21 protein-coding genes are annotated in these 20,545 nt (G+C 46.8%); 12 read left to right on the top strand and 9 right to left on the bottom strand.

The window, feature by feature from the left end; translation table 11 throughout:
• Nucleotides 1-876, bottom strand: coding sequence for a tetratricopeptide repeat protein (locus HMPREF1091_RS08155; protein ID WP_002564129.1), 876 nt, complete (start codon nucleotides 874-876; stop codon nucleotides 1-3).
• Nucleotides 877-1,149: 273 nt separating this feature from the next.
• Here HMPREF1091_RS08155 and HMPREF1091_RS07115 point away from each other — a divergent pair, with 273 nt between their 5' ends.
• The 4 genes from HMPREF1091_RS07115 to HMPREF1091_RS07130 all read left to right on the top strand — a co-directional run bounded on the left by HMPREF1091_RS07115 (nucleotide 1,150) and on the right by HMPREF1091_RS07130 (nucleotide 4,638).
• Nucleotides 1,150-2,352 (top strand): NAD(P)/FAD-dependent oxidoreductase, encoded by a 1,203-nt coding sequence (locus HMPREF1091_RS07115; RefSeq protein ID WP_002564130.1) that lies wholly within the window; start codon nucleotides 1,150-1,152, stop codon nucleotides 2,350-2,352.
• A 76-nt stretch (nucleotides 2,353-2,428) separates the two neighbouring features.
• A complete protein-coding gene (locus HMPREF1091_RS07120) occupies nucleotides 2,429-3,565 on the top strand; it encodes a YdcF family protein (RefSeq protein ID WP_002564131.1) in 1,137 nt (378 codons plus the stop codon).
• A gap of 174 nt (nucleotides 3,566-3,739) precedes the next feature.
• Nucleotides 3,740-4,180 (top strand): Fur family transcriptional regulator, encoded by a 441-nt coding sequence (locus tag HMPREF1091_RS07125; RefSeq protein WP_002564132.1) that lies wholly within the window; start codon nucleotides 3,740-3,742, stop codon nucleotides 4,178-4,180.
• 26 nt (nucleotides 4,181-4,206) lie between these two features.
• Entirely contained in the window at nucleotides 4,207-4,638 is a 432-nt protein-coding gene (locus tag HMPREF1091_RS07130; RefSeq protein WP_002564133.1) for a Dps family protein, read from the top strand.
• Nucleotides 4,639-4,773: 135 nt separating this feature from the next.
• Here the strand turns inward: HMPREF1091_RS07130 and HMPREF1091_RS07135 are convergent, their stop codons facing one another.
• The 3 genes from HMPREF1091_RS07135 to HMPREF1091_RS07145 are packed head-to-tail and all read right to left on the bottom strand — an operon-like array spanning nucleotide 4,774 to nucleotide 7,427.
• Nucleotides 4,774-5,643, bottom strand: a complete 870-nt coding sequence (locus tag HMPREF1091_RS07135) for a metal ABC transporter permease (protein WP_002564134.1) — start codon at nucleotides 5,641-5,643, stop codon at nucleotides 4,774-4,776.
• Complete coding sequence (locus tag HMPREF1091_RS07140) at nucleotides 5,644-6,390, bottom strand: metal ABC transporter ATP-binding protein (protein WP_002564135.1); 747 nt, start codon at nucleotides 6,388-6,390, stop codon at nucleotides 5,644-5,646.
• Nucleotides 6,391-6,407: 17 nt separating this feature from the next.
• Nucleotides 6,408-7,427, bottom strand: coding sequence for a metal ABC transporter substrate-binding protein (locus HMPREF1091_RS07145; RefSeq protein WP_002564136.1), 1,020 nt, complete (start codon nucleotides 7,425-7,427; stop codon nucleotides 6,408-6,410).
• A 308-nt stretch (nucleotides 7,428-7,735) separates the two neighbouring features.
• Between HMPREF1091_RS07145 and HMPREF1091_RS08480 the strand changes: the two genes are divergently transcribed.
• From HMPREF1091_RS08480 to HMPREF1091_RS08420, 4 genes are all read left to right on the top strand, one after another.
• Nucleotides 7,736-8,176, top strand: a complete 441-nt coding sequence (locus HMPREF1091_RS08480; protein WP_002564137.1) for a MerR family transcriptional regulator — start codon at nucleotides 7,736-7,738, stop codon at nucleotides 8,174-8,176.
• Nucleotides 8,161-8,475, top strand: a complete 315-nt coding sequence (locus HMPREF1091_RS08485) for a TipAS antibiotic-recognition domain-containing protein (protein WP_231289408.1) — start codon at nucleotides 8,161-8,163, stop codon at nucleotides 8,473-8,475. Before HMPREF1091_RS08480 ends, HMPREF1091_RS08485 begins: the two co-directional genes overlap by 16 nt.
• A 226-nt stretch (nucleotides 8,476-8,701) precedes the next feature.
• Nucleotides 8,702-8,983 carry a hypothetical protein gene (locus tag HMPREF1091_RS07155; protein WP_002564138.1) on the top strand — a complete coding sequence of 94 codons (282 nt, stop codon included), beginning with the start codon at nucleotides 8,702-8,704 and terminating at the stop codon, nucleotides 8,981-8,983.
• Nucleotides 8,946-10,679: an immunoglobulin-like domain-containing protein gene (locus HMPREF1091_RS08420; protein WP_002564139.1), complete on the top strand. Its 1,734-nt coding sequence runs from the start codon at nucleotides 8,946-8,948 to the stop codon at nucleotides 10,677-10,679. Before HMPREF1091_RS07155 ends, HMPREF1091_RS08420 begins: the two co-directional genes overlap by 38 nt.
• A 266-nt stretch (nucleotides 10,680-10,945) precedes the next feature.
• Here the strand turns inward: HMPREF1091_RS08420 and HMPREF1091_RS07165 are convergent, their stop codons facing one another.
• From HMPREF1091_RS07165 to HMPREF1091_RS07175, 3 genes are all read right to left on the bottom strand, one after another.
• Nucleotides 10,946-11,533, bottom strand: coding sequence for a DUF4230 domain-containing protein (locus HMPREF1091_RS07165; protein WP_021736012.1), 588 nt, complete (start codon nucleotides 11,531-11,533; stop codon nucleotides 10,946-10,948).
• On the bottom strand, nucleotides 11,523-12,128 hold the full coding sequence (locus HMPREF1091_RS07170) for a DUF4230 domain-containing protein (RefSeq protein ID WP_002564141.1): 606 nt from the start codon (nucleotides 12,126-12,128) through the stop codon (nucleotides 11,523-11,525). Before HMPREF1091_RS07170 ends, HMPREF1091_RS07165 begins: the two co-directional genes overlap by 11 nt.
• 233 nt (nucleotides 12,129-12,361) lie before the next feature.
• A complete protein-coding gene (locus HMPREF1091_RS07175) occupies nucleotides 12,362-12,820 on the bottom strand; it encodes a methionine-tRNA ligase, beta subunit (RefSeq protein WP_002564143.1) in 459 nt (152 codons plus the stop codon).
• Nucleotides 12,821-12,957: 137 nt separating this feature from the next.
• Between HMPREF1091_RS07175 and HMPREF1091_RS07180 the strand changes: the two genes are divergently transcribed.
• Nucleotides 12,958-13,590, top strand: a complete 633-nt coding sequence (locus tag HMPREF1091_RS07180; protein WP_002564144.1) for a DUF1643 domain-containing protein — start codon at nucleotides 12,958-12,960, stop codon at nucleotides 13,588-13,590.
• A gap of 21 nt (nucleotides 13,591-13,611) precedes the next feature.
• Here HMPREF1091_RS07180 and HMPREF1091_RS07185 read toward each other — a convergent pair whose 3' ends face one another.
• Together HMPREF1091_RS07185 and HMPREF1091_RS07190 are read right to left on the bottom strand one after the other, a co-directional pair.
• A complete protein-coding gene (locus HMPREF1091_RS07185) occupies nucleotides 13,612-15,747 on the bottom strand; it encodes a cation:proton antiporter (protein WP_002564145.1) in 2,136 nt (711 codons plus the stop codon).
• A 205-nt stretch (nucleotides 15,748-15,952) separates the two neighbouring features.
• Nucleotides 15,953-16,624: a DUF3800 domain-containing protein gene (locus HMPREF1091_RS07190; protein WP_002564146.1), complete on the bottom strand. Its 672-nt coding sequence runs from the start codon at nucleotides 16,622-16,624 to the stop codon at nucleotides 15,953-15,955.
• Nucleotides 16,625-17,008: 384 nt separating this feature from the next.
• Between HMPREF1091_RS07190 and HMPREF1091_RS07195 the strand changes: the two genes are divergently transcribed.
• The 3 genes from HMPREF1091_RS07195 (at nucleotide 17,009) to HMPREF1091_RS07205 (ending at nucleotide 20,396) form a co-directional block, all read left to right on the top strand.
• The gene (locus HMPREF1091_RS07195; RefSeq protein WP_002564147.1) at nucleotides 17,009-17,605 is read left to right on the top strand and encodes a response regulator transcription factor; all 597 of its coding nucleotides are present in this window, start codon (nucleotides 17,009-17,011) and stop codon (nucleotides 17,603-17,605) included.
• An 84-nt stretch (nucleotides 17,606-17,689) separates the two neighbouring features.
• A complete protein-coding gene (locus tag HMPREF1091_RS07200) occupies nucleotides 17,690-18,922 on the top strand; it encodes a sensor histidine kinase (protein ID WP_002564148.1) in 1,233 nt (410 codons plus the stop codon).
• Nucleotides 18,923-19,058: 136 nt separating this feature from the next.
• Nucleotides 19,059-20,396 carry a hypothetical protein gene (locus HMPREF1091_RS07205; RefSeq protein WP_002564149.1) on the top strand — a complete coding sequence of 446 codons (1,338 nt, stop codon included), beginning with the start codon at nucleotides 19,059-19,061 and terminating at the stop codon, nucleotides 20,394-20,396.
• Nucleotides 20,397-20,545 lie beyond the last annotated feature (149 nt).

Consider the following 20,545-nt stretch of genomic DNA (forward strand, 5'->3'; position numbering starts at 1 on the left):
CTATTCTGACAAAAAATCAGGACCATCCAGCAGACGACGAACCCGCTTTTGCCCATCAAGCGCTTCTTGTAAACGCTTCTTACACTGCGTTTGTCCATGTTCAATGGAAACGCGCAAGCCAATTTCTGCCTCATGATACAAATGAAGTGCCCACATCAAGTCAACCTCTACACCAACCTGCTTAGCCTTGTCTGGATCCACATAATACGGAGCAATCCTCAGGGCAGCTTGAGCCTTATCGTCTACATAGTTTTTCTCGGATGCTTCCTCCAAACTAGCTATCCACATACTAAAGGCCATCTGAATAGTTGCACCAGGAATATACTGATGAGCATAAAGATCGCCCATCTTGTACAGCGCTTCTGGTGCATCGGATACACCCACAGCAAAGGAATACCACAGATATGCTCTTGCATAGTCTGGCTCTGCAGTATGACCATCCTCATAGATAGAACCTAAGTTAATGGCAGCCTGGGTGCTTCCCAAAGCAGCAGCGAGCTCATACAGGTCACGTGCAGCGCTGTAGTTTTGAGAAACAATCTGGCCGTTGTAATACAAGACTCCAAACGTAAGGGCACAGATACTGTTCTTATGGGTAATACCAAGCTGCAGCCCTGTGATAATAAAGCGGCGAAGCTCATGATCAAGCTCACACTCCATGGCAAGATCCGACGCATTTGAATCAATAAGCTGTGCAAAGGCATCTTCACCCTCGTCTTCAGAAAGAAGCGCCTCGATAAGGGCTTTTGCATATGAAGACCCGCTCGAAGAATGACTCGTATTCCTTACACGGTCACCAAACTCAAAAAAGAACGCTTCGTCTTTCTGAGTAACCGTAGCATAGGTACTCATGATGCCTTCAAGCTTTGCGTCCATGTACGCTCCAATCATTGAATGCACGATTCTTTGCATCTTATTATCACTGAGAAACCTGATATATCCAATGTCAAATACGCTGTATGTACACCACCATTCTGCCGATAAGCCCTTTATAAAAGTAACAATCCCAAAAGCACTGAGCAGCTGTCCTCTTTACTGGACACTTGGCATACGTGTTTGGAAGATAGATAGTGACGCACCTTAACAGCTTGCCAGAACTCTCACATTGAGGTTTCATAGCAAGCAAAGCTAAGACCCAAGGGAGACAGTTTGAAACTAGCAATTATTGGCGGAGGTGCAGCAGGCTTTTTCTTGGCGATCAATGCAAAAGAAATGTGTCCTGAACTTGATGTCATCATCTTTGAACAGCACAACAACGTGCTCTCTAAACTGAAAGCCTCAGGTGGCGGACGCTGCAACTGTACCAATACCTTTGCGCAGGTGACCGATCTTAAACAGGTCTACCCTCGCGGCGCTGGCCTTCTCAAAAAACTCTTCAAGCAATTTGGACCACAAGATGCCTATGCCTGGTTTGAAGCTCATGGTGTGCCGCTCATGGTGCAGCCAGATCAGCGCGTGTTCCCAAAAGCTCAAACGAGCCAAGCCCTTATCGACTGTTTTGTACAAACCGCACAACGGTTGGGTGTGGTGCTTGTTTTAGGCAAGCGCATTGCTCATCCCAAAACATTGTTGCGCCAAAATGGTGGATCGTTTGATTTTGTTGCAGTAACCAGCGGCGGTACACCCCACAAAGACGGCTGCGTTCCCAGTCTGTTTACCTTTGCCCTAGAAGATGCGGCGCTGCATGAACTTGCTGGTACCACTGTCCCATCCGCGCGCTTAAGCATTCCAAAAACAAGCTTTGCCGCAACAGGAGCACTGCTTATTACCCACAAGGGATTGAGCGGGCCGGCCGCACTTACCCTATCGAGCTATGCAGCACGTTATTTAGCAGACTGCAGGTATCGCTCACCGCTACAGATCAATTGGGTGGGCGAGAAAAACACGGAGCTTGTACGCGCCCAGCTCAAAGAGGTGTTTGCGAGCCATGCACATAAGCAGATAGGCAACGTTCATCCTTTTGGCTTGTCAACAAAGCTCTGGGGTTATTTGTTGAAGTGCGCGCAGGAAGGCACGGATTCTAGTGCCAGCAGTAAGAGCAGACACCCGGGCTTGGACCTCACAAAAAAGCGCTGTGGTGAACTTTCCAAAAAAGATAGTGCTCATATACTGCAGGTGCTCAGCACATACCCCTGCCAGATCTCGAGCCGTGTGGCCTATAAAGAGGAATTTGTCACCTGCGGCGGAATACCTCTGAGCAGTATAAACAACGTTACGCTTGAATCAAAAGAAACCCCTGGCTTGTTCTATGCGGGCGAGGTATTGGATATAGATGGCATTACGGGTGGCTTTAACTTTACTGCTGCTTGGTCTTGTGCCTATGCCGTGGCAACAGCCCTATCCAAGCGTTAATCTTACAAAAGAGAAAGTCTAATACAGAGAAAGCCTGCATTAAAATTAAAACTATACCAACACGAAAGGCTTATCTGTGGACCTGAGCAATCATCTAGCTATTAGTCTGCTTGCGGCACTTCCGCTTTTAGTCACTACGACACTCTTTGTGCTTCAGTGGCGCAAGGAGCGCAGAACTCTGTGGCTTTCTATTAAATTCTTTGCTTGCTTGATAAGCATGGGGATTTTATTCGTAGGCATTATGCTGCAAATCCCCGAAACCTCAGTCATAGCAACTCTTGGGATTATCTTTGTCGCTCTGGTAGCAGTATTGCTGGGTTTATCGCCTCTCATTATTACTATCACGGCATTTACAACGGGTATCCACCTGATTCGTAAAGAAGGACTGCGAGCACGCAACCTTCTTTCTATTGGTGCAGGCATTTGTGCTATGGCATATCTTTTGGTCTGGCCCCTTATAACACCGAGCAAAAATCCAAGCGAAAGTCTTTTGTCTTGGACGATCTCGCTTATCTACTCACTTATTTCTGTCACCCTTGCTCTTATATCTTTGTTACTGGTTCTGTATGTAGTAGCAAGTTGGCTCAATCTCATCCCCTGCGTGCGCAAACACTATTCTCATATCATCGTCTTGGGAGCAGGGCTTACCAACGGACGCAGTGTTACACCACTGTTGGCAAAACGAGTGGACGCAGGTATCGCGGCATGGTATAAAAACCCAGGCAGCACCCTTATTATGTCCGGCGGACAAGGCCCCGACGAGCTTGTCCCCGAAGCACAGGCCATGTTTGAATATGCGCTACAAAAAGGTGTTCCTGCGCAGGCGATCACACAAGAACGTAACTCAAAAAACACGCGAGAAAACCTTGTTTATTCGTTTGGGCTTATCGATGATGGCCGCACAAACAGCAATGCCACAAGCGAACAAGCCACAGCACCTGCCGACCCTTCTTCTCAAAACGTCCTTGTAGTCTCTGACAATTACCATGTGTACCGGGCATTGCTCTTGGCCAAAAACATGGGACTTAGTTGCGATGGACGTGGTTCAAGAACGCGTTTGTACTTTTATATCAACGCTATGGTTCGCGAATTTGTTGCCTTTATCGTTACGTGGAAGCAGTCCTTTATTAAAACGCTTACCATACTTTGGAGCCTTACCCTGCTTTGGTTTGTGCCACTTCTTATTACTCTTATTGCCAAAATGTGTGCATAAACGCTTTAGCCATCCGATAAGAACTCGGCATATCCCCTCGTAAAGCACTAGTTTGTAACTTTACAGAATGGGTAACCAAAAAATTTTTAAATTTTTTTAATTTGTGTGTATATACTTTTTCGCTTTGGCAATATAATAACCAGTAACGATTATCGTTATTGATTAGAGGATACGATGAGAACGAGTAAGCAAAGAGAGGCAATTCGCACCTACATGAGGGATCGCCATGACCACCCTACTGCAGACCAGGTTTATGTGGCTGTGCGCAAGGAGTTTCCCAACATTAGTTTGGGTACGGTGTATCGCAATTTGATGCAACTGGTGGAAATGGGCGAATTAATACAGGTGGACACGGGTGATACGGTTTCTAGATTTGATTGCCTGACCACCCAACATTCTCATTTTAGATGCACCAGCTGCGGAAAGGTTTTTGATCTAGAAGCACCCGAGCGCAAACAGCTAGCCTGCGCTGTCAAAGCAGCAAAGGTCGGACAGGTACAGGGCTTTTCGCTGTACTTTACCGGGCTGTGCTCAGAGTGCCTAGCTAAGACATCCGCAGCAGATAAAAGCGCTTCTCATGCATCATCTTGTTTGAACGAATCCTCAAATCAGTAACCCTAACTATTTCCAAGGAGGAAAACATGCTTAACGACAAGCTCAATGTACTATTATCCAACTATGTTCTCGAGGCACACAAGCTGCAGAATGCTCACTGGTATGTAAAGGGTCCTTCATTCTTTAATGCTCATGCAACGCTCGAGACCCTGTATGATCAGGCTTTCGATCAGATCGATGAGATTGCAGAACTTATCTTGCAAAACGGTGGCAAGCCCTTTGGTTCTCTTAAGAAGTTTGCTGCTTCCGCCACGCTTGAAGAGCACGCTGATGAGTTCAAGTCCCCTGAGGATGTCTTTGATGCTGCTAAGCGTGACTTTGAGTCCCTGCGCGAGCTGGCTATCCAGATCAAGAAGGACGCAGACGCCGAGGATAACTTCCTGATTTCTGCTGCAATGGACGAGCAGAATGCTGCTCTCTCCAAGCTTATTTGGATGATTGGTCAGTCCCAAAAGTAAGACCATAGGCACCCTGAGCCTATAACCTTTTCTCGAGCCATGTAATCCTTACAAAAATGGCTGACCCAATCCAAAAAGCAACCGGGTGTTGGAAGCAATTCCAACACCCGGTTTTTATCGTCATTGTTTTGACTACTATTTTTGCTGCTCTATTTGTCTGTGTACTCGCACACCGCGAGAACCAAAGACTGCCGCCAAGGCAAACATGAGGCCCAGCACCACGCCGATCATACCACCAGATGAGGCATCCAAGACGTAGCTTGCACAAATTCCTAGCACTGTTGCAAGCGCCGCAATGGCAGGAGACAACCACAGCATCTTCCAGAAATTATCGGTAAGCATACGTGCAGTAGCTCCCGGCGTAACCAGCATAGCAACAGAAAGAATAATACCCACAGCCTGCAAAGATACCACCACGGTAATGGCTAAGGCTACCAACAGCATGCAGCTCAGTATTCGAGGAGACTTGCCCAGCGCCTGAGCATGCATGGGATCAAAAGTAAACAGCGCAAAGTCTCGACGCAGGATAATAACCACAAGCAAAACCACGGTGCCCAGCACCAACACCTGCCACATATCCGAAGGCGTTACGCCCAATAAATTGCCAAACAAAATGTGTGACAGGCTTGTTTGGCTCGGAACTTTAGAAATAAGCACTGTTCCAAGCGAGAAGAGCGTGGTAAAGACAATACCCATAGAGGTATCAGAGCTAATTACATTACTTTGTCGCACCAAACCGATAAGCGCCACAGCAATAAGTGCTGCCACTACGGCGCCTACCGCATACGGAAGTTGCAATATGTAAGAAATAACAACTCCTGGTAACACTGCATGGGAAATTGCGTCGCCCATGAGCGACCAACCTACATGGATAACAAAACAGCTAATCACACCACATACCAAGGCTGTTGCTATACCCGTAATAAGGGCGCGCTGCATAAAGGCAAAGCTCAAAATATCCAAAAGAGATTGGAAGGCGGGAACAAATGAAAATGCAACAGACATCTATATCACCAACTTTTGAGCTTTTGATTCATCTACATCAAATGCTTGCGCCACATATACCGGCTGCATGGCCTCAGTGGACGATCCATGATATATAAGTGTGCGATTAAGCAGGATAACCTGGTCAAACGATTCGGTTACCATATGTAGATCATGCACAGCACACAACACGGTTACGCCTTGGTGTGCCATATCTTGTATGAGCGAGACAAGCGCTGCCTCCGAGGTTTTATCGACACCCGCAAAGGGCTCATCCAACAGCATAAACTGTGCATGTTGGGCTAAACCTCGTGCAACGAATACTCGTTTTGCTTGTCCGCCAGACAGAGCAGAGATGGGTCGGTTGACAAATTCACTCATACCCACGCGCTCCAAAGCCAGGTCTACCGCCTGCTTATCTTCCTTGGAAGGACGGGAAAACAAACCTATATTGCCATAGCGGCCCATCATTACTACATCGCTTACGCGCAGCGGCAAATCTTCTGCCATTGCATCGCGCTGAGCAACATATCCCACAAGTCCCTGTTTGCGGGCTTGGTTTGACTCCAAGCCCGCAAAAGAAATGGATCCGGCTTGAGGTCGCAGCATCCCCATGAGCGCCTTGAGTAAGGTAGACTTACCAGCACCGTTTGCACCAACAAGTGCACACAAACTACCTGGTTCTAGGGAAAAACTCACATCATGGATGGCCGGTGTGGGTGTATGAGGATACCCCACAGTAAGCTTGCAAACCTCAAGCGAATTCATAAAAATTTTCTCCTGACTTAGTTCTGTCCATTCAATCCGGCTACGATCACACGTGCATCGTGACGCAGCAACTCAAGATAGGTAGGAACTACACCATCTTTCTCGGACAAGGAATCCACGTATAGCGCATGCTCCTCATCAGAGTTAAACTTAGCACCTGTCTCATCCGCTACTTGCTGCATAGCCTTAGGATTGACAGTTGTTTCACAAAATACCGTAGGAACAGACTTCTCTTTTACTTGTTGAATAACGTTAGCGATCTGCTGAGGGGTTCCCTCGTCCTCTGCATTTACTGGCCACAAGTAGACCTCAGAAAGACCGGCATCGCGGCACAGATAGGAGAAGGCACCCTCGCAGGAAACCAAGGTACGATGACCCTCAGGCAATCCAGCAAGACCTTCCTGCATTTCCTCGCCTACTTGACGGATTTGATCCTTGTACTTCTCGCCATTGTCCTTGTAGTCCTGAGCATGATCAGGATCAAGCTCACTAAAAGCCTTTACGATGTTGTCCACGTAAATCTCTGCATTCTTGGGAGACATCCAGGCGTGAGGATTTGCTTTGCCCGCATACTCGCCCTCGGCAATGTTCATGACCTCAACGCCCTCAGAAAGGTTAGCGCGCTTGGCATTAGAGTCTGCCATGAACTTCTCAAACCAGCGCTCTAGACCAAGACCATTTTCCAACACAAGGTTGGCACCCTGAGCACGCTTGATGTCATCAGGAGTGGGTTCATAGTCATGGATTTCTGCACCAGGTTTAGTAATGCATTGTACATCCAGGTGGTCACCAGCAACGTTTTGTGCCATGTCTTGGAGCACCGTAAACGTAGTCAGTACAATAGGCTTTTTGTCCGCACCAGCAGCGCTCCCACCATCAGTGGACACAGGCTTTGTGCTGGTACAGCCAGTCAGCAATAATACTGCTAGAAACGTGGCGACAATTGCCGTAAAAGCCGGAAGAGCTGCGCGCAGCAACATTTGCGCAGCAGGTACGGCAGAAGCGTCAGCGCTTGGAGCATGTGTATGATGAACCATTTCTCACTTCTCTCTTTTGTTCTCAGACCACTTCAGCTCACTTATGACCTAGGCTTTACGCATGCGCTTTCTTTACTGGCCTTGATAGACACCTCTGCAGTAGGTACTGTATTTCATAAGTTAGCTGTGGTTTACTTTGACTTAATGAGCATAATACTGCAATAAGTTAACTAAAGCGAACTTTTTTCTTTTACACAGTTTTTGCACACCGCAAGCGCTGGAATGCCAATTGAATGCCAATTTTTTCATACTATCTCCTGACTACTACGTAACGTAGGGCTTTATAACAGAAGCGAAAGGAGGCGTGCATGTATCACATCAAAGAAGCAGCACAGCTTGGACACGTATCGGTGAGGACCTTGCAATACTACGACCATATTGGTCTTCTCGTCCCGCATAAGGCGGACAATGGATATCGCCACTATACCAACGAAGATCTTGATACCCTACAGACCATTTTGTATTTCAAGTATCTGGGGTTTCCTCTTACTACCATTGGCAAGCTTTTAGTGCAATCCAAAGATAATCGGCTACCTTTACTTGAGGATCAGCTCGCTTTGCTTAAGTCCCAACGGGTGCAGCTTGATGTGCTTATCGCCACGCTTCAAAAGACTATTCAGGCACAAAAGGAAGGTATTCTTATGCCAGTGTACAAGAAAAGTTTAAGGGATTTACCTGTGACGACGGTAAAAAGTATGAATCACAAGCTCGTAAGCTTTACGGAGATAAGCTTATTGATGAGGCGCTAAGCCGGCAACACGGCAAAGAAGACCAGGCTGCTGAGGCCTTTAATCAGGTTTTTAGGCAATTTGCAACCAACAAGACTGCTAACCTCACACCCGAAGCACCAGAAAACCAGCTGCTTGCACAAAACCTATTGGATACTATTTGTCGTTATGGTTTTGACTGCACCGTCGAGGTCTTTGGTCATATTGGCGCTGGGTACGCAAGTAACCCCGAGTTCCGCAAGAATATAGATGCATTTGGAGAAGGAACTGCAGTCTACGCCAGCAATGCCATTAAGGTATTTGTCGAGAAAAACAGGTAGCATGCACTAAGAGCTTCTCAAGCGTAACTTGGTCCTACACACCTGTCCTTACCATTTGTCCTTAACCGAAGTATTTTATACTTCGGTTAATTTTTATTTTCAGCCGTACCAATATGTTATTTTCAGCTATACATATGCTAGCTGCACAGATATACTAGCGATAATATGTTCTTAAAAATGCATTTTATAGTCAGCAATAATGGTTCTATTCGCAAAGGGCTGAGCAATGAAACATTTTTCAAAGCATCTGTTGCGTGTAGCCCTTGGTATAGCACTGCTTTTAGTAGCTTTGCCTTGTGTTGCACTCGCAGACAACCAGGCAGATCCTGCCGCTCTGCCCTATGAGGTAACGTTTAAGGTGCCGTCTGGCAATGTACCAGTTACCTTTACTACCGCAGACGAAGCAATCTCTGACTCAACCAACAGGGGTGCGGCTTGGGAAAGCGGCAACGCTTTTAAAGCAGTACTTCTTGGGATGGAGTCCTTCGGCCAAGTATACCAGTACTGACGGTGCCAAACTCTATTATGGCAACAAGACAGCTTCTGAACTCATTAAAGATGGTGTAACAGAGCTGTATCCTGTATATATAGACAGGACTTCTATAGTAAGTTATTTAGACGATAATGTTGCTCATATCAACATGGATAAGACCGACCAGCAGACAGTTCCCGGTTCAACGATTAACCCTCAGCTTGATACCGATCCCAGCGACCACGTCATTCCTCTGTACTTTGACGAGACCAAGAACTCATACGACATTTCACTTGAGTCAAGCTTTGAAATGAATAAGGTCCTTGCTCACTGGCTGTACACCGGCAATGGCTCAACCATCATGACGAACACTCAGTCTGATCAGGGTAGCTCGGCAAAACAGGCTAAGTATACGCAGGTTGATCTGAACGTTATCATCCCCGAGGGTGTTGATGTTCCTGAAGAGATTCCTCTGACTTTTAGCGGATATTACTTCCAGCCTTATATGGCACTGGACACTGTTTCAAGGGATAAGTTTGAAATAAAAGAAGTAACCGGTGCTGAAAAGTGGAATATTACTGAGCTGGTAAGCAATACGGATCCTTCTACAACCTTTACCGTCAAAAACCCCAATAAGTCTAGGAATATAACCATCCGTACCATCCTGAGAACCAATGGTGCTTATGGCGGAAAGAAAATTGCAAATGTAAGCGCACGCACTATCCAAGATGAGCAGATGCGCTTGATTGATAGCACTCCTTTGTCCGTTTCCAAGGCAAAGGCGCTAGAGCTGCTTAAATCACAAGAAAGTTTAACCATCACAGGACTCATTGATGGTTATGTAAAGCTCCCAACAACGTCTCTCTGGGGTTTGAGCATTGATTTGTCGCAGAAAATCCCAGCCGTTAACGCACAGACACCTGTCTCTCTTTCTCTTAGCAGCATTCCTGTAACGTTTAATAAGAACAGCAAGAACTTGGGAGATGCCAGTGATCAGAATCTTGGAACTTCTCGCGTAGCTTATAAGGGTTCCTTGAAGGATGACTCGCTTAATACCGGAACAAAGCCATCTGCCACGGTAGAGGGCGACACTATTGCTGATGCGCCAGCCTCGTTTACCGCATCAGGACTTACGTATAAATTTAAAGAGTGGAACACCAAGGCCGACGGTACCGGCGAGACATTTACCGAGAACACCATTGTTACTGAGCCTCTTACCGTATACGCCATCTATACAGCAGACGCACCGGTTATGAATGAGGCACCTCAGCTGACAGTAAGCGACAAGACCATCACCCAAGGTGACGAGCTTGATCTCAAGAGCCTCATCGTATCTGCCACCGACAAAGAAGACGGAGACCTTAAGGACGCCGTTCAGATCACCGATGAGGGTGGCTTTAACAAAAACGTTGTAGGCAAGTACACCGTTAGCTTCAAGGTCACCGATAGCAAGGGTGCAAGCACAACCAAGCAGGCAACAGTTACTGTGGTTGCAAAACAAACTCCACAGCCACCTACACCTGACAACCCTACGCCCGATAATCCAACGCCTGACAAACCAACTCCTGGCACCAACAAGCCTCTTCCAAATCAGGCAAAGACTATAGGTGCAAAAACAACTCTTCCTGCAACAGGTGACAACACCACTGCTGGATTGTCTGTTGCATTGCTTTCACTAGCTCTTGTTGGAGTTGCTGGAGTACTTCACTATAAGAAGAACCTCACAAAGTAGGGCAAGCACGTAGCTGAGCAAACAAATGGATGCTCAGGCTGCTTAATCCAGTAAGCAATCTTACCGATGTGTAAATAAGGCCAGTAGACTAAAGTCTACTGGCCTTTGTTGTAGCGCTAAGAGTCCAACACTACAGAACGTATTAGAACGTATCTCTCTGTAGAGCACAGTTCTATGATCTGTGTTGTTGAGCTTCTCATAGAAAGCACGAGTGTGTCGAACCATTATTAATAGTAATAATGCTCCGACACAGCTCAAAATAACAATTAGTCTATTGTTTCAAATTGAACAACGTATTTTTGGTCTGTAGCATTGCCAATATCCTCAATAGAGCTCTTCAACAGTTCTTGTGCACGCTTCTCTGCCCTTGCAAGCATATCGGTATCTTTGGAGCACTTTTCTTCAAGCTTGTCTTGAGCATCGTTGATGACCTGCTGTTTATCTTGGGCACCCAAATCCGCCCAGAAGACAAGAGCACCACCTGTCTTTGCAACAAAGTTAATTGAATCTGGCTGAATAGCTGGGCGACCAAGAACTTGGGCTTTTGGCATTTGCACAGTAACAACCAGATCTGACCCCACCTGATGCGGCTTACCAACTTTTACTTTATTTACATCGATACCATACTGGACTTTTGCATCATACTCATACCAAATTTCTTGTCCAATCAGTATCGCCAGATTATCGTGAAACTTGCCTTTTGCTACATCATGAAAATAGCAGTCATACGTAGCCCATTTTGCAGCTTGAATAGCATTGGAAAGATCGGTATTTTGAGCCTTGCATCCTGGCAAAACTATGGCACCAACAGCAAGAAGTACTGATGCAAAGCTAGCAACAAATTTACGCAGCATTCTTATCACCCGTAGTTTCTGCTGTTTTTTGCTCGTCCTGTTTCATGTCTTCTGGCCACACAAGTTTATAACCACCAGATTTGACGAGGTTATACGTAAGACCCTCAATCATAGCGTGAGCATTCTCGACAGCCATATTATTTAAGTCAACTTTATCTGCTATTTCTTTTATTGCATCTTGCTTGCAATAATTAAAGGCTTTCTTTGGATCTATGCCCATAGACCAATCTTCTAGATACTCAATATAATCATCGATAACTGGTTCTGAATGAGTAAATTCAGGCAAAATTAGAGTGATCGTTTTCTTCTCATTATCAATATTCCACTGCACATCCGCAGGGTTAAACGAAACCGTAACGATTGCCTTATAGTGCATATGAACAGGAAAACGTTCATAGTAAATGCCATCAGTATACTCAGCAACACCCTCATAGGGATACTCAATAGCAGAAAGCTTATTAACAGCAATAACTTTAGTAAGCTGAGAAGAACTGATAAAAATGGGTGGTTGGAACAGACTACTTACAAACCATATAAGAACTGGTGCTGCAAAAAGTACAGCAAGAAGAATGAGCGTGCCCTTTAAGCCGAGCATTTTAAAAAGCTTACGAATGCCCTTTGCAATGGATGACTTAGGCTTTTTATCTTTGCCTTTTTGAGCACTAGAAAACGGATTTAACTGCTTATGTTGGGTGTCTTTAGAATCCCCCCCCCCAGAGCTTTAGCATCCATATGCTCAGTGTTCTGAGAGTCTGGTACGGAGCTATCCACCATGTCTCCTCACCTCAAAGTTGTTTACCAATACGTACTAATAAATCACAGGCACACCTAGTAAAGCTTTGCTCCTGCAGGGATGGTATCATCTAACATCAATACATTAAGTCCTTCTTCATCATCTATTTGGTGAATTGCAGAAATAATCATGCCACAGGAATCAATGCCCATCATACGACGTGGCAGGAGATTAACAATGGCAACAAGGGTCTTTCCTACGAGCTCTTCAGGCTCATACTGTGCATGAATGCCAGAGAGAATAATGCGGTCGGTTCCCGAGCCATCATCCAGCACGAACTTCAACAGCTTTTTAGACTTAGGAACTGCCGTGCACTCTTTGACCTTAACAACCCTAAAGTCCGACTTGCTAAAGGTCTCAAAATCCACCTCTTCTTCTGCAAGAGGCTCAACTACAATGTGGGAATCAGCGTGCTTAGTAGAGTTGGTTTCTGCTTGAAGCTCAATGGGGTTATCGACAAGATACCTGCTGGGCGTAGAAGTTTCTTCACACATGACTGTTCTCTTTTCTTGCGGGCATAGTATTGCTGTTAGTTTACTATTCCCGTGTTATTATGTCAGCTGATGGCCTCTCGCATACTTAAACAAAGCGGTATCCATCCAGGTATGCGCCCAATCAACAAGGAGCTGAGATGTCTGCCATTGCACCTACCAGCACAAATACTTGGACCGTCCGAGCCGTGCGCAAAGCGCTTGCTTCCAAGCTAGCCCAAGCACAACCCGGTAAAAAGATTATGGTGGGCGACAAGGACACAGTTCGGTTTGTGTTAGGTGTGCCAGGTTCAAAGCCGCTCATTGTATTTGGCGTCAATCCCAGCACCGCCACCGATGCCGAAGGAGCCGCCGGAAACGATCCTACCATCGATCGCGTAATGAGCTTGCTTAAGTCCAAGCGTGATGAAGGCTATGATGGCTGGTTTATGCTCAACCTGTATCCCCAACGCACTACTAAGCCCGTTAATCTGCACAAAAATAAGGACGTACGCCAAGAGTATATCCAAGCAAATCTTGCCGGTATCCAGGAGGTTTTGGCTCGCTATCCCGACGCACTTCTTATAGCTGCATGGGGCAATAACATAGATCGACGGGTTTATCTGCAGCAAAGCGAGCAAGAGATCTTGCAACTTACCAGCAAAAGACAGTGGCATATGGTGGGCAAGCCATCCAAGGCTCGCAATCCCCACCATCCATTGTTTACCAACTTGGTACTCTCCCCCATTACATTTGATAGCAACGGCAAAGTGAGTATTTATGCCCCCTTGTGAGACCGATTACTGTAAAACCGATTACTCAATACCCGTATTCATTTGAAGCACGTAGACGTTTTGGCGAAGCGCTCGCGCTACCTCTTCACCGATAACCTCTGTAGCTTGCAGCTCGCCAATTTTTTCCAGCTCTATAGACAGCGCAGCCGCGGTAATCATGGCAAGGTATTCGTGAGAGAGCCGATACTGTTCGCTGAGCGTGCACTGCTTACTTTCAAACAGCCTTCTTGCATCAGCGCCTGGCTGCTCACCGGTGTATCCAACACGTTTTTGGAGGGTTTCTTTGATGCTGCGGTGCTCATCAAGCAATATACGAGCAGCCTTAGCAACATCTTGGCTACTATCGGCCGCAGCGCAAACGCCCTCAAGATAGTCAAGTGCCACACACTCTAGCTCGATGGCAAACAGACAGGTTTGATAGTACATGAGCTCGATTTTCTCGTCAGATACCTTATGAGGATTTAAATATGCGTAGAGCATTCGGAGCTTCATAAAAAGACTGCCTGGCCGCAAACCAACATGAGTGCCCTTGTCGTAATACCCCACTGATCCACGAATATTTTTGAGCAAGGTATAATAGGGTGCAGCCGCCTGAGCAGACACATGTGCAAGCATTTCTCGCTCCAGCTCATCAAAACGCTTCCGCTGAACCGCTAGCGTGTTGCGAATAAGCGTGGCCATGGCATCACTGTATTGCGCTATCTCCAGCTGAGCCTTGATGAGGCGCGTTCGATAGCTACCCAGCACCACGCGCGTTGCGGGCTCATATTCCGGATGAGATCCGTGGGCGATTTTTGACTCCAGCTCTGAGATGGTGTTTTTGAGCACCATAACCTCAAAGCACTTGATGGTTTCCTCACTCGCCCCTGTTTCTTGCGATGGCGACAAACGCGCTAAGAGCACATCTGCAAGAATGAGCGTACAAAGGATAACTCCCGCCGTAACAAGGATGATAAACTCACGCTCAGGAAAGGCTTCCCCATTTTCTAAGGTAAGCGGGATAGTAAAGATAATAGACAGTGTAAGCGCACCTTTTGGACCAGCAATGGTGGTTACCAGGGCCTCTTTGACAGCCTCTGTAAGGGTCTCTTTGAACGATGCTGATAGCTGAGTAATTTTGCGCTGGCCCATTTCTGGATCACGATGGCCCAGCTCCATGACAAACACCCACACAAAGCGGGCTAGCATCACAAGCGCTGTAAGCACTACGATGATGCCTATAAGGTAGAGCGGACCATAGCCACCGGTAACGGTAGGTGATAGCGCTTGCGGAAGCTGCATACCCAGTAGCACAAAAACAACGCCGTTGATCACATATGCAATGATTTCCCAAAACCCATTGGAAAGTACGTTGTGTTTAGCCTGTTCCGTAGTAGTAAGTCGTGGCGTGTGTCGAGCCATAACCAAACCCGCTGCCACTACAGCAAGAATGCCACTAACGCTTAGTTCTTCCGCGAGAAGAAATATCAAAAATGGTGTAAATACCTCGTAAAGCACGTGCACAATATTGTTTTCTAAGCCACGACGACGTAAAAGGCTTACGCCCAAAAACGCCACAAAGCCCGCCACTATGCCAAACGCAATACCACCAAAGAACATCACCACAAACGTGAACCCAGCCTCCGCAGCAGAAAACGCACCGGTTACGGCGGCAGCAATGGCAAATTGAAAGCACACGACTCCCGAAGCATCGTTCATAAGCGACTCGCCCAAGAGTAGTGCTTTCTGACGCTTTGTGAGGTGCACTGTTGAACCAAGCGCACTGACAGCAGCGGCATCGGTAGGGCCAAGAGCTGCCGCGCAGGCAAAAGCCGCAGCAAGCGGAATTGAGGGCACGAGCATGTTAAGCACAAAGCCTACCACTAGCACCGTGACACCCACTAATCCAATTGCCAGTGAAAGAATGGCCGATAGATTGGTACGTAGTTCATGCCTGCTTGATTCGCGCGCCTCATTAAAGAGCAACGGAGCAATAAAGAGCACTAAAAACAGTTCCGAGTCTATGCGAACATTGGCTACGCGAGGTAGCAACAGTGCAGCCAGCAAGCCTGTTGCAATCTGAACAAGCGGCAAAGACATGGGACGTATCAGCTGTTCTGCAAGAGAAGCGAGAATAACTCCAGCAAGCAGCACCATAACAAGTTCAAATGATTCCATAGAGACACTCCGCGTGCATTTGTTTGAGATGCAAAAACCTTCACAACGCCAAGCGACGCTGCAGTGACTTTTTGATTTTTCACATGCAGCATACCATGTGTAGTACATAGCAGGGGTGATGGGAGTAAACGAGCGTCGTAGTGAACGATAAAGGTAATAGTGAGAATACTGCTAAAGATGAACGAGTAACAATAACAAATAGCTGCTAAATCCGCTTTAATCGAATCTCTTTCAAGATGCCTCGTTTGAACTGTGACCAAGACCCAAAGAACTTCTCATCGGTTGAAGTAGAAGTCTTATCAGCATATTTCAATGCTGTAAACTCCATTGTGCAAATGTAGTCGGCTATCTGACAAAGCCGGTAATTAATTGGAGATGCACCACGGTAAGTAATGGCATCTTTTGCGAGGACATAATCAACTGCTTTATGTACTGCTTCCGCTACAGATTGCTGACCGTTGTCGTAATAGATTTTTACGGCATCAAATGACTGAAAATAAGAAAGTGAGTCAAACAGAAAATCTACCAGCTGCCGACGCATCGTATTTGAAATGTCATCTGTTGTTGGATGATCTTTGGTCTTTAGAGCAATACAGGTGTACTTAATTGGCATATGTCTAATAAATACTCTAAACGCAAACAGCAATCTCTTTCGGTCTGCAATTTCCATTCCTGTATATCTATCGTGACCGTTAAGAAGCGGGGATGCATGAAATGGAATGTTAGGTAAGCCTTTCTTTGCAAGTGAACTTTCGTAGAGTCCAACGCTTTTAGAAATATCATTTTTTTGTTCGTGAAATACAAGCGTTAACAGATAATATTGGTCTTTCAGCCCATCGCTACCCGACTCATCTATAAAGATGCTTAGCTCTTGCACGATAGCTCCTAAAAACAAGAAAACCGGGGAAAACGTCCCCGGCACTTGGAAGCCTTCCTATCGAGAAAGACCAATATCTTTATACCATTTTTTTGGCCTATCAGCAAGGAATGCTAGGTCCCTTCATTTTTAAAGTCTATACTGGTTTCTCTCATCCATTGCAAGCTCAACCGCACTTGAAACTGGATACACGAATACCTCAAGGTTTGCATCGATCTTTTGTAACGTTGTTGGCATAACACCGTGCAATTATCGCAAGAATGCTGCACGAGACGATAGGTGCTGGCTTTTTGGGTAGTATGGTGTCAAAGCCGCAATGTCAAAGCTAGCGATGCTCAAAGGCGGTGATACCATGCGCGTCCTTCTCGCCGAAGATGAAAAAGAATGGCCACAGCCCTAGTTGTCCTGCTACAACAGGAAAACTATGACGTCGATCATATGGCGGATGGTGTTTCTACCCTTCTCGCCCTGGAAAGCGGCATATACGACCTTGCAATCCTTGATGTCATGATACCTCAGATGAACGGCTTTGAAGTTGCTCGCAGGGCGCGACGCAAAGGCATGACCATCCCCATTTTGCTGCTGACGGCAAAAAGCCAACTGGACGACAAGGTCGAGGGGCTTGATACCGGTGCGGATGACTACCTCACAAAGCCCTTTCAAACGGCAGAACTTCTCGCCCGCCTGCGCGCTTTGGGGCGAAGAAGCACCAATTTCCAAGACAGCGTGCTGCACTTTGGGGATATAACGCTTGACACTTCCACAGCCACGCTGAGCTGTGATGTTTCTGGGCAGAGCGTTCGTCTGGCCGAGAAGGAACTGCGCATTTTAGAGTATATGATGACAAGCCACGGTCGGATTATGACGCGCGATCAACTGGCCCTTAAGATCTGGGGGTTTGAAAGTGACGCGGAATATAACAACGTGGAAGTCTACATGTCTTTCACCCGCAAAAGGCTGGCTTTGTTGGCTCGCAGGTAGAGATAAAAGCGGTTCGCGGGCTGGGATATGAATTGAGGGAGAAAACTGTTTAGGCAATCCAGAAGAAAAATCATTCTGTTTACTATGGTTTCGCTTGTCCTTTTGTTTGTGACAACGCTGTCTGTCATCTTGTTTGCCAGCTCTCAGGAGATCAGACAGAAAAACATGGACATGCTCAATCGGTATGTCAATCAGTATTCCATGCAGCCAGCAGTGGAAAATCCCACTGAATCTCCTGCGGACACTAAGCGAGAAAACCAAGCGGAGCCAAGTAGCCAGCCAAACGATCAACAACCAGAAGACAGACCGGACTATCAGCTTTCTACGTTCTACTCGGTTGCCTTCTCGTCCAATGGAAGCGTACTTTCTGTGTATGACGGCAATAAAACCGTTTACTCAAATGACCAGCTAGTGACTCTGGCGTGTCAAATTTTGGACGAGAAGCACACGGCGGGAAGAAAAGATAACCTCTCCTATGTGGTAAGCCAAAAGGATGGCTATACCCTTGTGGCATTTATGGACAACACCGTGTCAGAAGGCGGCCTTAAAACGATGATGCGCACTGCCCTTATCGTTGGCGGGGTGTCTCTTGTGGTGCTATTTTTTGTTGCCGCTCTCCTGGCAAAGGAAATCATTCGCCCTCTGGAAGAAAATGATGCACAGCAAAAGCAATTCATCTCAGACGCAAGCCATGAGCTCAAGACGCCCCTTGCCGTAATTAGCACCAATGCAGAGCTGCTGTCCAGAGAGCTTGGCCAAAACGAGTGGCTTTCTAACATCCAGTACGAAAACGATCGCATGGGCAAACTGATAAAACAGCTGCTTGACTTGTCAAGTGCAGAAAACAAAAACGTCAGCATGGATGCGCTTGACTTCTCTCGCGTCGTTACGGGAGAAGTCCTTGTTTTTGAAACCATTGCTTTTGAGAAGGGTAAAACGCTTCAAAGCAGCATTGACGAGGGCATTCTTCTTACAGGAAATAAAAATCAACTAGCACAAGTTATATCGGTACTACTGGACAACGCAGTAAACCATGCAACGGGCACCCACATTGATGTGACCCTCAAGCAAGTGGCACACAGCGCTGTTCTGAGCATTGCCAACGATGGAGAAGAAATTCCAGCACAACAACTAGCGCATATCTTTGATCGTTTTTATCGTGTAGATGAGGCACGTAGTGGTGAAGGCCAGCATTATGGACTGGGTCTTTCCATTGCCAAAGCTATTGTCGATAAGCACGGCGGAAGCATTGATATTTCTTGCGCTGATGGCAAAGTACACTGCAAAGTTGTACTCCCCATAAAACCTTCAAAGTAGTGTTAGCGTTACTTTGATTTCAATCTTTGTTCAATCTTGGTCCCCTACTATCTCATCAGATGCAGGGGAAGCAACCCGTTCAACTATTCATCCCTCGCCTCCCCTGCATACCTATAGAGCTAAGGAGACGTTCATTATGAAATACACGAGAAGAGACGTAGTACTTGGTCTGCCTGCTTTGATGGCTTTTGGCATTGCTGGGTGCAGTGCAAAAAATGATGCAGCCGCCAACGATGCGACTACAGGCGCTGGTCAAAGCTCCAAAAAGGCTTCTGGAGCCATACAAATTACTGCCGAGCAAACCCTCGATGGCTATGCGATTACCAGCACCACCGCCGATGAAAATGCAATTTTGGTCAACACCGCAGACGAAGTAACCATCACCAATTGTACGGTCGATAAGACCGGCGATTCTGACGGCGGAGACAATTGCAACTTTTATGGCCAGAACGCAGCGGTTCTCGTTGAAAGTGGCTCCACAACCACCCTGACTAATCTCACCATTACATCTGGCGCAAACGGTGCTAATGGCGTCTTTAGTTACGGTGGTAACGGCGGGCACAATGGTGCTGCTGGTGATGGCACCAAGGTTGTTATCAAGGACTGCATCATCGCTACAACAGGCGATGGATCCGGCGGCACCATGACAACAGGTGGAGGCGTTACCAATGCTTCTAACGTAACGGTTACCACAAGCGGGCGTTCTTCCGCAGCAATCCGAACCGACAGAGGCGGCGGAACGGTATACGTAGATGGCGGCAGCTATACATCCAATGGACTTGGGTCTCCAGCAATCTACTCTACCGCCGAGATTCACGTTGCCAATGCAACGCTTGTCTCTAACCTTTCCGAGGGCGTGTGCATTGAAGGCCTGAACTCTATTGAGCTGACGGATTGCGACCTTACCGCAAACAACACCAAGTGCAACGGCAATGCAACCTTTTTGGACACCATCATGATGTATCAGTCCATGTCCGGCGACGCAGCAAGTGGCAACTCGACCTTCTCGATGACCGGCGGAAGCCTTGCCAGCAAAAATGGTCACATGTTCCACGTTACCAACACCAACGCAGACATTGATTTGAACGGCGTTACACTGACCAACGAAGACGCCAACAACGTTCTCATTTCTGTTTGCGATGATGGCTGGAATGGCGGCAACAACCAGGCTACGTTCAATGCCTCTGACCAGGATTTAGCAGGAGCAGTACTGGTTGGTGATAACTCCACACTTGCATTGAACCTCAGCAATGGTTCCACGTTTAAAGGTTACATTGACGGCACTATTACAAACGCTAACGACAAGACCGTTTCCACTGAAGTTGGCACTGTTACCGTTACGCTTGATAGCAAGAGCACCTGGACGCTTACCACCGACAGCCACGTAAGCAAGTTTAGCGGTACTGCCACTAATGTAGTTGCCAATGGATACACTCTGTATGTGGGCGGAACAGCACTCAGCGGAACAAGCTAACAGACAAACTGACGGGAAAGCTGATGGAGCAAGCTGGCTGGAGCAGATCTGATGGGGCAAGCTGGCTGGAGCAAGCTGACTGAAAAGCCGGCTGAAGCAGATCCTATACCTTCCGCTACCTGCAATGATGGTTTAATTTACCTCCCTTA

It is taken from the genome of Atopobium minutum 10063974 (assembly GCF_000364325.1).
Taxonomy (GTDB): Bacteria; Actinomycetota; Coriobacteriia; order Coriobacteriales; family Atopobiaceae; genus Atopobium; species Atopobium minutum.